The following is a 12,191-nucleotide window of genomic DNA, read 5'->3' on the forward strand; positions in this document are numbered from 1 at the left end:
ATTACAGGTGATCAGGTCAGCGGGCCGCGCGCCCGATCCCGGCCAGCGCCTCCCGCAGCAGCGCGGCGCGGTTCTCGGCGTGGGCGTACTCGGCCAGCACCGCGCTGAGGTGCACGGCCAGCACCCGCGCCCGCGCCGCACGCTCGGGCGGAACGGGCCCGTACGCGGCGAGCAGGGCGGCGCGGGCCCCGCCGGCGAAGCCGCCGTACGCCAGGGACAGGTCGACGGCCGGGTCGGCCAGGCACACGTCACCCCAGTCGATGACGCCCGCGGCGCGCCCGTCCCCGGCGAGCAGCAGGTGCCGCTGGTGCAGGTCGCCGTGGACCAGCACGGGCGGGCCGTCCGGCGGGCCGAGCGGCTCCGCCTCGTCGAGCAGCCGGAACACGGCCGGGTCCGGCTGCCACAGGCCCGCGGCGCTGAGGGCGGCCAGCCGCTCCCGCGCCATCGGCCCCCGTACGCCGGGGTCCGCGCGCCGCATCGGATCGTGCGGCAGCACCACCGCAGGCCCGGCCTCGGGTGACCTGTCGCCTGGCGTGGTCGTGGCGGCCGCGGCGACTCCGGCCGGCGACACGGTCGCGATCAGTACAGCCAGAGCCGGGTCGTGCAGGCGGCGCAGGAAGCCGCCCAGGTCCACAGCCGCGTGGGTGCGCTGGTCGTCAGGCAGGCCCGTGTCGGCGAGTTCGACTCCTGGCAACAGGCGGGCGCCCCAGAACGGCCACGGGAACCGCGCCGACGGCGTGCCGAGGAACTCCGGACGCGGGATCGGCAGCGGCAGCCGCCCGGCGAGCCGGGGCAGCACCGCGGTCTCGTGAACCAGCAGCCGCAGCGCGATCTCCCGGCGCGGGAAGCGGAACACCCACTGCCCGCCGACCAGGTGCACGGTGTTGTCCCAGCCGGTGGCCAGCGGGACCACCGGCTGTCCGGCCAGTGCGGGGAACTGCTCGGCGATCAGCAGCGCCGCCTGCGCGGCGTCGACCTCGTGCTCGGGCGTCCACGGCGCGGTCATCGGGACGCGGCGGGCAGGCGGCCGACGACCGTGGGCGGGCCGGGGGCGGTCATCGGGCGGCGGCGCGGCGTACGGCCTCGATCGAGGCGGCCACGTCGGCGTCGTCGGTGGACCAGTTGCTGACCGACACCCGCAGCACGTCGCGGTCCTGCCAGCGGGAGCCGGACATCCAGGCGGTGCCGTCGGCGAGCAGCCGGGCGGTGACCTCGCGGGTCCGGGCGTCGTCGCCGAACGTGGCGCAGACCTGCGTGAACACCACGTCGTTGCGGATCGTGGCGCCCTCGATCGCGCCGATGCCGTCGGCGAGCGCGCGGGCGTGCCGGGTGAGCCGGTCGACCAGGTCGGCGACGCCGGTGCGGCCGAGCGAGCGCAGCGCCGCCCACACCGGCACGCTGCGGGCCCGGCGGGACAGCTCGGGGACCTTGTCCTGCGGGTCGGCGGGACCGGCTTCGGCGCGTACCAGATAGCTGGCCTGGGTGCCCATCGCGGCCCGCAGCGCGGCGGGGCGCGCGACCACGACGATGCCGCAGTCGTAGGGCACGTTGAGGGTCTTGTGCGCGTCGGTGGCCCAGGAGTCGGCCAGCTCGTGCCCGGAGAGCAGGTGCCGGGTCGCCGGGGAGGCGGCGGCCCAGAGGCCGAACGCGCCGTCCACGTGCACCCACGCGCCGTGCTGCCGGGCGAGCGCGCAGGCCGCGCCGATGTCGTCGTACGCCCCGGAGTGGATGTTGCCCGCCTGCAGGCACAGGATCGCCGGGCCGGCACCACGGGCCAGCTCGTCGGCGAGCGCGTCGAGCCGGATGCGGCCCTCGCCGTCGGCGGGAACCAGGGTCGGCGCGCCCAGGCCCAGGTAGCGCAGCGCCTGGTCGAGGGTGGCGTGGCGCTCCGCGCCCGCGATGACGCGCACCCGGGGCGCGCCGGTCAGGCCGAGGGTGTCGAGGTCCCACCCGGCCTCGGCCAGCACGTGCTGGCGTCCGGCGGCCAGGCCGGTGAAGTTGGCCATGGTCGCGCCGGTCACGAAGCCGACGTCGGCGTGACCGGGCAGCCCCAGCAGGTCGAGGACCCAGCGCGCGGCGGCCTCCTCGATCGCGGCGACGGCGGGCGTCGCGTAGCGCAGGGTGGCGTTCTGGTCCCACGCGCTGACCAGCCAGTCCGCGGCGAGCGCGGCGGGCAGCGTGCCGCCGATGACCCAGCCGAAGAAGCGGCCCGACGGCATCGCCATGAGGCCGGGCTCGGCACGCCGCGCGAGCTCGTCGACGACCTCGGCGGCGTCGGTGGGGCCGTCCGGCAGCGGACCGCCGAACGCGGCGGCCAGCTCGTCGGCGTCGGCGCGGGGCCGCACCGGGCGGTCGGGCAGCGAGGACAGCCAGGCGAGCGTATGGGCGACGGCGTGATCCAGCGCGGGCGCGTAGTCCTCGGGTCGGGCGGTCATACCCTGCACTCTGCTACATCGGACTGCTGCGGCGATCGACGGGCGCGCACATGGGAGCGCTTCCAGGTAGTCTTCCGCGCATGACCTACGCCCAGCTGGAGCCGCAGTTCGCCTTCATGCTGGCCGACGCCGACGACAAGGCCATCGGATACGTGCTGGCCACCGGCGACACCCAGGCGTTCGCCGAACGTCTCCGGCGCAAGTGGCTGCCGCTGGTCACCGGCCGCCACCCCGCGCTGGACGGCGCCGCGCCCCGGGACGGCGACGAGCTCATGCGGCACCTGCTGCACACCCCGGAGCGCCTGGTCGTGCCCGCGCTCGCGGCGTACCCGGCGCACCTGCGGATCGACGTGCTGCCCGAGCACCGGCGGCAGGGCCACGGCCGGGCGCTGATGGGGCGGCTCGTGCTGGCGCTACAGGAGGCCGGGGTGCCCGCCGTGCACCTGGGCGTGGCCGCCGAGAACCTCGCGGCGCGCTCCTTCGCCGAGCGGGTCGGCATGCACGTGATCGACGTGCCCGGGCCGCTGACCTACCTCGGCCGCAGGCTCTGATCGAGGTCCATCGACCGTTACGCCACAGTAGACGGTCCGATGGGCGCTTGAGCGCGACCGCCCCGCCCCCCGACGCTGTGCGGATGGGCCGACACATCGCATTCGTCAACGCGCCTACGGTCGGCGAGGTGTACCCGACCCTGCCGATCGTGACGGAGCTGATCCGGCGCGGCCACCGGGTCAGTTACGCCACCGTGGCGGCGCGCGCCGAGGCGGTCGCGGCGACCGGCGCGACAGTGCTGCCGTACCTGTCGGGCCTGCCCGCCGAGAGCAACCGCGACCTGCGGCGACCGGAGCGGGCCGACTACATCACCACCGTGCGGGAGGCGTTCCTCGACGAGGCCCGCGCCACCCTGCCGCAGCTCGCGCCGTACTTCCGGGACGACCGGCCCGACCTGATGGTCTTCGGGATGCAGAGCCTCGCCGGGCGGCTCATCGCGATCGGCGAACAGCTGCCCGCCGTGCAGTTCCAGAGCTTCCAGGCGGCCAACGAACACTGGTCCATCGCCCGGCACCTGGGCCTGACCGTCACGCCCCGGCCGGGTATGCCCGAGCACCAGGTGCAGCTAGACACGTTCGCGGCCGCCCACGGCGTCGACCCCGACGCGGTCCGCGCCTTCCAGCCGCTGGCGCAGCTGCTGCTCTATCCCCGGTTCATGCAGTTCCGGGCGGAGACGTTCAGCGGACGCCACCACTTCACCGGGCCGTGCACCGGCCCACGGCCGTTCCAGGCCCGCTGGACACCCCCCGACCCCGGCCGGCCCGTCGTACTGGTCTCGCTCGGCACCGTCTACAACCGCCTGCCCGGTTTCTACCGCACCTGTGTCGAAGCGTTCACCGGCAGCCCGTGGCAGGCCGTACTGGCCGTCGGCGAGCGCACCGACCCCGCCGAACTCGGCCCGCTGCCCGCGAACGTCACCGTGGCGGCGACGGTGCCGCAGCTCGACGTGCTGGCCCACGCGGCCGCCTTCGTCACGCACGCGGGCATGGGCGGCATCCTGGAGGCGATCCACGCCGGGGTCCCCATGCTCACCGTGCCGCAGACCCCCGAGCAGGAGGTCAACGCCCAACGCGTCGCCGAACTGGGCGCGGGCCACCCACTGGCCCCCACCGCCACCGCCGCCGCCCTGCGCACCGCCGTCGAAAACCTGACCACCGACCAGGGCGTACGCCAAGCGCTGACGCGCCTCCAAACCGAACTCCGCGCCTACCCCGGCACCCCCCTGGCCGCCGCCCTCATCGAGTCCGCCCTCCCCTGACCCACTTCCCACCCCCTCCGGCGGGTTCAGGCGGTGGAGGGGGCGACGCGGAGGGCGCGGAGGGCTTTCTTGTCGACCTTGCCTACGTCGGTGAGGGGGAGGTCGGGGAGGAATTCGACGGTGTGGGGGGCCCAGAGTTCGTTGAGTTCGGTGACCGCCCAGGCGCGCAGGTCGGTGGCGGTGATCACGGCGTCGTCGGCGGGGACGACGAAGGCGTAGACGGCCTCGCCCATACTCTGGTGCGGTACGCCGATCACGGCGGCGGCCCGGACCTGCGGGTGGCGCAGCAGCGCGTCCTCGACCGTACGCGAGTAGACGTTCGTCGAGGTCACGCCGGTGACGATCATGTCCTTGAGACGGTCGACCAGGAACAGGTAGCCGTCGGCGTCGAGCCTGCCCAGGTCGCCGGTGCGCAGCCAGCCGTCGACGATGGTGCGGCTGGTCAGTTCGGCCTGGCCCCAGTAACCGGCGGTCATCAGTGCCGCCGACACCCACACCTCGCCGATCTGCCCGGACGGGACGACCCCGCCGCGCTCGTTGCGGATCTCGACCCGCACCCCCGGATAGGGCCGCCCGCACGAGCCGAGCCGTTCCGGGTGCGCCGGATCGTGGGCCAGGTTCGGGTACGCGGCGATGAAGGTCGCCTCGCTCATGCCGTACACCGGGCGCAGCACCGGTCCGAAGCGCGCGACGGCCTCGGCCAACCGGGTCGGGGCGGCGGCGCTGCCCGCGCAGGACAGCGTGATCAGGCTGCTGGTGTCGGTCTTGGCCAGGTTCGGATGGTCGAGCAGCTGGTAGAGCATCGGCGGCGGCAGGGTGGCGCTGGTTATGCGCTCCTGCTCCACGGTGGCCAGGAAGTCCTCGGCCGTGAACCGGTCGTGCAGCACCAGCACCCCGCCGGTGAGCAGCGTGATCATCGCGGCGACCTGCTGGCTGGAGTGCCAGAACCCGCCGACGGCCAGGTGCCGCAGCGGGCGGCCGTCGGTGACCTGGTAGCTGGCCGCGACCGCCTGCACCGCCTTGAAGAACCCGTGCCGGTGGTGCACCAGCTTGGGCCGCCCGGTGGTGCCGCCGGTCTGGAACAGCGACTGCGGCTCGCGCACCGACGGAGGCAGGCCGAGCTGCGCCGCTCCGGGCCGCCGGGGCGCGGCGAGGTCGATGCCGACGCCCGGCCCGAAGCAGAACACGGTCAGGTCGTCGGCGTCCGCCGCGAGCTGCTCGCCCAGCGGGGCGTGGGTGCGCGCGTCGTACGCGAACGCCTCCACGTCGGCCAGCGCCAGGTAGTCGGCGCACAGCTGCGCAGGCGCGTTCGGGGCCAGCCACACCGAGCGGCTGCCGAGCAGGTGCAGGGCGAACTGCACGAGGATCGACTCGGGCGGGTTGCCGGCCAGGATGCCGACCGCCGTGTTGGAGCGCACGCCGTTCTCGTACAGCGTGGCGGCCATGGCCCTGATGCCGGAGGCGAGGTCGGCGTACGTGAGCCGCCGGGGCCCGTGCACGATCGCCTCGTCCGTGCCGTACCCGTCGAAGACGGCCAGCGCCTGGGCCGCATAGTTTTCCTGGTCGCGCTGGTCCATCCCGGACACTCCCGTGGCTCGACCGAACACTTGCGCATCCTGGCTTCGTCGACATGGCGCGCTTCCGAACCGGCACCATAGCGCTGGTTACGAGATCGCAGCCATTCGTCGACAATCGAAATGCATGTGTCTCCTCAGTGGACGCCGCGCGGTCACAACTGTGCTATGGAGCGCTTTCCCGATCAGTCGCGGGCAAGCCCGAGCTGGTCGGCCAGCTCCCGCGCCCGCTGCCGGGTACGCAGCCACGGGGCGTCCAGCGCCTCCCGGACCGTCGCCGCCGCCTCGGCCGGGTCGCCGGTCAGCTCCCACAGCGCGCCCGCGGCCGCGAACCGGTCCTTCAGGTCGGCGTCGCTGTCGCGGATCTCGCGCAGCCTGGCCGCCACGTCCGGGTCGGCGTCGCCGAACACCTCGGCCGCGGCCACGGCCGCCAGCACGTCCCGGCGCGGGGCGACCGCGATGGCGGCCCGCAGCGGCGTGTCGTCGCCCCCGGCCAGCCACAGCAGCCGCAGGTAGATGACCTCGCCGTTGGCGATCGCGGCGATCGCGTCGACCACCTCGGCGTCGCCGCGGCCCGCCTCGGCCAGGAACTCGGCCACCCACAGCCGGGCCGGCCAGGTCATCTGGGCCAGGTGCCGGGCCAGCGCGCCGACCGCAGCCGGGTCGGCCGCGACGCCGAGGACCCGCAGCAGCCCGACGAGTTCGCGCTGCTCCTTGGCGGTGGTCTTGGCCGAGCGGTTCACGTCGATCGTGGTGGCCAGGTCCACCACGCGGTGCAGCACCGCCTCGCGCAGGGACTCCCCCAGCGTGGACAGCTCCGCGAGCGCGCCGGGCAGCCGGGGCGGGGTCCAGCCGCCGCGCAGCGCGGCCTCCGCGTGCTCGGTCCAGCGCGGGTCACCGACCCGGATCAGCGCGTCCAGCGCGGAGCGGCGCATGCGGGCGCCGCGCGTCACCGCGTCGGCCAGCCAGTCGGCCTGGCGGCGGGTCAGCGCGTCGTCGGCGACCACGGCCCGGTACGCGCAGCGGCGCACCCGCTCCTCCGGGTCGTCCAGGAACGAGCAGAGCAGGGCCTGCGCCTGCACCGGCAGGGTCTGCGCCGCCGCCCGGTCGGCCAGGGTCTGCGCGACGTCACGGCGAGCCTGCGCCTGCCCGTCGCGCGCGATCGCGGTCAGCAGCAGGTTCTCGCGTGCCGCGTCCCCGCCCCCGGCGTACTCGACCAGGTCGGCGAGCTTGCCGCGGCGGGTGGTCCAGCGCAGCGCGTCCGGGTCGGCGGCCCAGCCGGCGGTCAGCGCGGCGGCGGCCTGCGCGGTGGCCGTCAGCCCGGCCTCGCGCATCGCCAGCACCGCCGCGACCCGCACCGTGGACGAGCGCGACGGGTCCAGGAACTCCGGCAGCCAGTCCGCGGCGGCGGCCGGGTCGAGCTGCGCCGCCGTCACCAGCGGGGTGACCCGGCGATAGTCGTCGGCGTACTCCCGGGCGCGGGCCAGCAGCACCGCCGACAGCGACGGGTCGGGGCCGCACCAGCCGAGCAGGGCGGTCGACTCCTCGACGACGCTGTGGTCGTCGAGTTCGGACAGGTTACGCAGCGTGACGATGAACGCGCGCAGCGCCTGGCGCACCGGTTCGCCGGCCGGGTGCGCGGCCAGCTCGCCGACCAGCATAAGCAGCTGGTCGGGCAGGCGCGTCTTGGGGTCCGCGGCGAACGCCAGGATCGGTGCGACGGCCTGCGCGGCCAGCGGATGCAGGCCGTCGGCGGGCAGCAGCACCTGCTCCAGCTCGTCCATGCTGTCGTAGTCGTGCGCCGCGGATCCGATGAGCCGCAACAGGTCCACTGGTTCCACACCCTGGGTCACCGGCTGATAGTAGGCCTGCGGGCCGACCCTACGCATGCACGCCCGTCTACGATCTCCCGATGCGCAGGCTGGTGCGGTCGTTCACGGTGTTGCTCGTGCTGGCGTCGACCGGCCTGGCGGGCATCGAGGTGTCCCGGCTGCACGCGGCCGGCCCGCTGGCCCGCACCGACGCGGAGATCGTCGCGGACGCGCTGCCCCGGCTCGCCTTCCAGCGCGCGGCGCTCGACGGCGGCAGCGCCGCGCGGATGCAGCGACTGTTCCCCGAGGGCTGGTTCTTCAGTTACACGCTCTACGGCCTGACCTGGCTCGACGTCGGTGCGCGCAGTGCGCAGCTCACCCCGCGGGCGCTGGCCGAGGCGCGCTGGGCCCTGTCGCACGTGGACTCGGCGCAGGGCAGCGCGGTCTTCGACGCGTCGCTGGACCCGCCGTACGGGGTGTTCTATCAGGGCTGGGCGACCTGGTTGCGGGGCGGCGTGGTCGCGCTCGACGGGTCGGGCGCGCCGGAGCGGGCGCGGCTGAGCGCGGACGCCGACGTGCTGGCCACGGCGTTCCGGCGGCAGCTCGACGCGACCGGGTCGCCGTTCCTCACCGCATACCCGGGGCAGGCCTGGCCCTGCGACAGCGCCGTCGGCCTCGCCGCGGTGCGGCTGGCGGGCACGCTGACCGGCGCCGACCGCGCGGACCTGGTCCGGGACTGGCTCGCCGCGGCGGACGCCCGCCGCGACCCGGCGACCGGGCTGCTGCCGCACACCGTCGACCCGGCCACCGGGCAGCCGACCAGTGGCGCGCGGGCCACCTCGCAGGTCATGATCCTGCGCTTCCTGCGCGAGGTGGACCCGGCGGCGGGTGCGCGCGACTGGGCGGTGTTCCGGGAGAGGTTCGCCTCGACCGTGCCCGGCGTGCCCGGCATCCGCGAGCACCCGCGCGGCGTGGACCTCGCCGGCGACGTCGACTCCGGGCCGCTGGTCGGGGGGCTGAGCCTGTCGGCGAGCGCGGTGGCCCTCGGCGACGCCGTCGTCTACGGCGACGCCCCGGCCGCCGCGGCCCTCACCGGTCTGGCCGAGGCGGCCGGGCTGGCCGTGCAGTGGGACGGCACCCGCCGCTACCTGGGCGGGCAACTGCCCGTCGGCGACGCGTTCCTGGCCTGGTCGCTGGCCGCGCGTCCGTGGACCGGCGGCGAGACCAGCGCCGCCACCGGCCCGTCGTGGACCTGGCGGCTGCCCTGGTACGCCGTCCTGTCCGCGCTGCTCGCCCCGGCCTGGCTGCTGGGCCTGGCCGCCGCCGGGATCGCCCCGTTCGGCCGGGCCCGGCGGCGGACCGGTCCAGCGAGCACCGAGCCTCGGCCCGACGTGCCGCCGGTCGTCACAGCACCCGGTTCAGGGCGCTGAGGCCGGGGACGGCGACCGATCCCAGGCGCTGCCCCGTCTCGGCGTCGAACCAGGTGAGCGTGTCGGGCAGGGCGGCGTACACCCGCTTGCCGTCGGGGCTGGCGGCCAGGCCGCGCACCACGCCCCCGGCGTCCCAGTCGCGCCACACCGGCGCGGCGTCGCGCGGCAGCACGTGCACCCTGCTCCCGACCGCGACCAGCACCTGCCGGAACGTCGCCGCGGCGTACGCGGTCCCCGTCCCGCGCGGCCCCGCGCCGGTCTCGCGCACGCTGAGCCCCTGCGTCTCGACCGTCGCGTGGTGACCGCTGGTCACGTCGACGACGTGGAACTCGCCGCCTTCGGGCGTGATGGCCAGCGCGTGTCCCGCCCCCGGTCCCTCGCCGAACGGCGCGGGCAGGTCGACGCAGAACGCCCACTGCTCGGCCAGGTGCAGCGTGTGCACGAACGCGTGCACGTTGCCGGGACGGCCCGCGACCAGGTCACGGGTGTGCCGGTGGTCCGGCTGGTGCGTGTAGAGGGTGTAGAGGACCTGCCGGTTCGGGGCGTACACCGCCATCCGGCCCTCGCCGCTCATCTCCTCCTCGGCCCCCGGCGGCACCGGCGTCTTCACCTTGGTCAGCAGCGCCGACGCCTGCCCGGTGGCGACGTCGACCCGGCGCACCCGATACCGGTCGGGGGCGGACGCGGGCAGCCAGTCCAGCACGAACAGGCCCTCGCCGCCGGACGTGAACGCGTCCGGGACGATGTTGCCGGCCAGTTCCAGCCGGGCCATCTCGCGTACGCCGTCCGCGATCACGAGCGGGGTGCGCGCCCGACCGGAGGGCACGTGGGTGACCTCGCCGGAGCCGGGCGCGGCCAGCGCCACCAGCCGCCCGTTCGCCGAGGCGACCCGCGGCTCCCACGCCCCGGCCAGCCGCGGTCCCGCCGTACGCCGCCCGGTCCGGGTCTCGATCGCGGTCAGCTCGGTGTGCACACCCACCGGGGTGGCCGCGTACACGGTCGCGCCGTCCGGGGTGGCCAGCCCGGCGCCGAGGTGGTCCATTCCGGATGGTCGCAGCACGGCCAGCCCGCCGCCGGTTCGTACCAGCACCAGGTCCGGCACGCCCGCCGGGGTCGTCGGCGACGCCGTGCGGCAGCCCGTCAGCGCTGCCACGGCACCCGCGCCGAACAGGGCCAGGACGTCTCGTCTGTTCGTCATGCCCGGTCGAGTCGCGGGGCCGCGCCGTGGTTCCCGTACGACGGTCGTCGATGAGGACTGGCACGATGGCGGCGGCGGGTTGACCGTCGGCTCCGGATTTGCTGACCGAGCGGCCGGTGCGCGACGGGCACCCGCCCATTACGTTTCTCGCTCGTAACCGTGACCGGAACTACAGACGGCAGGCAGCTCGCGGTGGAGGACGATTTCGGGTACGAGGGCCGGCGGCGGATCCGCATTCCGCTGCTGGAGCGGCTGCGCGGCCTGCCACTGGTGGCCACCGGAGTGTTCACCGCCGCGCTGATCCTGCTCATCCTCACCACCGTCCACCGGCCCGCGACGTGGAACGACGCGCTGCCGTGGGACGACGAGCCGAGCGCCGCGCCCGTCGCCGCACCGGCGAACCCGGACGCACCGGTGGCGCACACCCCCGCCCCGCGTACGCCCGCCGCCCGGTCCTCGGCGAGCGCCTCCCCGTCGGCCGCGCCGTCGGGCACGGGTTCGCCGCCGTCACCGGCCGCCTCACCGGCACCGCCCCAGCAGCCCCCACCGCCCGCGCCGCAGCGCACCGTGCGGCACGAGGCCGAGTCGGCGAGCCTGTCCCAGGCCCGTACGGCCAGCGACCACAGCGGCTACAGCGGCTCGGGTTTCGTCGACTACGACAACGCCTCCGGCAGCTTCCTGCAGTGGAGCGTGCCGGGCGCGGCCGGGACGGCGACCCTGCGGCTGCGTTTCGCCAACGCCAGTTGCTGCAGCCGCGCCATGGACATCAGCGTCAACGGCAGCACCGTGCTGCGCGACGTGCGGTTCGACGCGATGCGCAGCTGGGACGACTGGAACACCGTGACGGTCACGGTGACCCTGATCGCGGGCACGAACACCGTCCGGGCCACCGCCACCAGCCGGGAGGGTGGCCCGAACGTCGACTACCTGGAAGTGGTCCAGTAGCTCACGGGATCAGCAGCAGCTTGCCCGTGGTGCGCCGCGAGGTCAGGTCGTCGTGCGCCCGCGCCGCCTCGGCCAGCGGGTAACGGCCGCCGATCGACACGTGCAGGGTGCCCGCGTCGACCTGGGACAGCACGTCGGTGGCCCGTTCCAGCAGCTCCTGCCGGGTGACCACGAAGTCGCCGAGCGTCGGGCGGGTCAGCACCGCCGAACCGGCCGCCATCAGCCGCAGCGGGTCCACCGGGGGCACCGGGCCGCTGGCCGCGCCGTACAGGGCCAGCACGCCGCGGCGGCGCAGGGAGGCCAGGCTCGCGTCGAACGTGGACGCGCCGACGCCGTCGTAGACCGCGGCCACGCCCTCGCCGCCGGTCAGCGCGCGCACCCGGTCCGCCAGGTCGTCGACCTGGTCGTAGCGGATGACCTCGGCCGCGCCCGCGACCCGGGCCTGGTGCTCCTTGGCCTCGGTGGACACCGTGCCGATGACCCGGCCGCCCAGGTGCGTGACGAGCTGGGTCAGCAGCAGCCCCATGCCGCCCGCGGCGGCGTGCACGAGCACGGTGTCACCGGCCCGCACCTGGTAGACGTCGTGGGTCAGGAAGTGCGCGGTCATGCCCTGCAGCAGCACCGCCGCCGCGGTCTCGTCGGACACGCCGTCGGGCAGCGGCACGAGCCGGTCCACGGGCACCGCCGCGGCCTGCGCGTACGCGCCGGGGACCATGACCCAGCCGACCCGGTCGCCGACCGCCGTCCCGGTCACCTCCGAGCCGACCGCGACGACCCGGCCCGCCGCCTCCACGCCGGGCGTGAACGGCAGGGGCGTCGGGTAGCGGCCCATCCGGTGGTACACGTCGATGAAGTTGACGCCCGTCGCGGCGATCTCCACGACCGCCTGGCCGGGTCCGGGCACGGGCAGCTCGGCGTCGGTGGGGGTGAGCACGTCGGCGTCGCCGTACTGCGTGATCTGAACAGCCTCCATGCCCCGAGCCTGCCT

10 protein-coding genes are annotated in these 12,191 nt (G+C 75.3%); 4 read left to right on the top strand and 6 right to left on the bottom strand.

All coding sequences use genetic code 11. The features are described 5' to 3' along the window. Positions 1-16: 16 nt before the first annotated feature. Positions 17-1,006 carry a phosphotransferase gene (locus HAV40_RS27445; RefSeq protein ID WP_166386226.1) on the bottom strand — a complete coding sequence of 330 codons (990 nt, stop codon included), beginning with the start codon at positions 1,004-1,006 and terminating at the stop codon, positions 17-19. 49 nt (positions 1,007-1,055) lie between these two features. Further along, positions 1,056-2,435, bottom strand: coding sequence for a pyridoxal phosphate-dependent decarboxylase family protein (locus tag HAV40_RS27450; RefSeq protein ID WP_166386228.1), 1,380 nt, complete (start codon positions 2,433-2,435; stop codon positions 1,056-1,058). An 80-nt stretch (positions 2,436-2,515) separates the two neighbouring features. On the opposite strand from HAV40_RS27450, the gene HAV40_RS27455 reads away from it, so the two are divergent. Together HAV40_RS27455 and HAV40_RS27460 are read left to right on the top strand one after the other, a co-directional pair. After that, positions 2,516-2,986, top strand: a complete 471-nt coding sequence (locus HAV40_RS27455; protein WP_166386230.1) for a GNAT family N-acetyltransferase — start codon at positions 2,516-2,518, stop codon at positions 2,984-2,986. An 83-nt stretch (positions 2,987-3,069) separates the two neighbouring features. Then, a complete protein-coding gene (locus tag HAV40_RS27460) occupies positions 3,070-4,245 on the top strand; it encodes a macrolide family glycosyltransferase (protein ID WP_166386232.1) in 1,176 nt (391 codons plus the stop codon). A gap of 26 nt (positions 4,246-4,271) precedes the next feature. Here HAV40_RS27460 and HAV40_RS27465 read toward each other — a convergent pair whose 3' ends face one another. Together HAV40_RS27465 and HAV40_RS27470 are read right to left on the bottom strand one after the other, a co-directional pair. Further along, complete coding sequence (locus HAV40_RS27465; RefSeq protein ID WP_166386234.1) at positions 4,272-5,822, bottom strand: AMP-binding protein; 1,551 nt, start codon at positions 5,820-5,822, stop codon at positions 4,272-4,274. A gap of 182 nt (positions 5,823-6,004) precedes the next feature. After that, a complete protein-coding gene (locus HAV40_RS27470) occupies positions 6,005-7,672 on the bottom strand; it encodes a hypothetical protein (protein ID WP_166386235.1) in 1,668 nt (555 codons plus the stop codon). Positions 7,673-7,731: 59 nt separating this feature from the next. Between HAV40_RS27470 and HAV40_RS27475 the strand changes: the two genes are divergently transcribed. After that, on the top strand, positions 7,732-9,060 hold the full coding sequence (locus HAV40_RS27475; protein WP_166386237.1) for a hypothetical protein: 1,329 nt from the start codon (positions 7,732-7,734) through the stop codon (positions 9,058-9,060). Here the strand turns inward: HAV40_RS27475 and HAV40_RS27480 are convergent. Beyond that, complete coding sequence (locus HAV40_RS27480) at positions 9,035-10,258, bottom strand: YncE family protein (protein ID WP_166386239.1); 1,224 nt, start codon at positions 10,256-10,258, stop codon at positions 9,035-9,037. The two genes, HAV40_RS27475 and HAV40_RS27480, sit on opposite strands and share 26 nt — an antisense overlap. Before the next feature lie 159 nt (positions 10,259-10,417). On the opposite strand from HAV40_RS27480, the gene HAV40_RS27485 reads away from it, so the two are divergent. Then, positions 10,418-11,203 (top strand): carbohydrate-binding protein, encoded by a 786-nt coding sequence (locus HAV40_RS27485; protein ID WP_166386240.1) that lies wholly within the window; start codon positions 10,418-10,420, stop codon positions 11,201-11,203. Position 11,204: 1 nt separating this feature from the next. Here HAV40_RS27485 and HAV40_RS27490 read toward each other — a convergent pair whose 3' ends face one another. After that, complete coding sequence (locus tag HAV40_RS27490) at positions 11,205-12,176, bottom strand: quinone oxidoreductase family protein (protein WP_166386242.1); 972 nt, start codon at positions 12,174-12,176, stop codon at positions 11,205-11,207. Positions 12,177-12,191 lie beyond the last annotated feature (15 nt).

Source organism: Catellatospora methionotrophica (assembly GCF_011297335.1).
GTDB classification, from domain to species: domain Bacteria; phylum Actinomycetota; class Actinomycetes; order Mycobacteriales; family Micromonosporaceae; genus Catellatospora; species Catellatospora methionotrophica.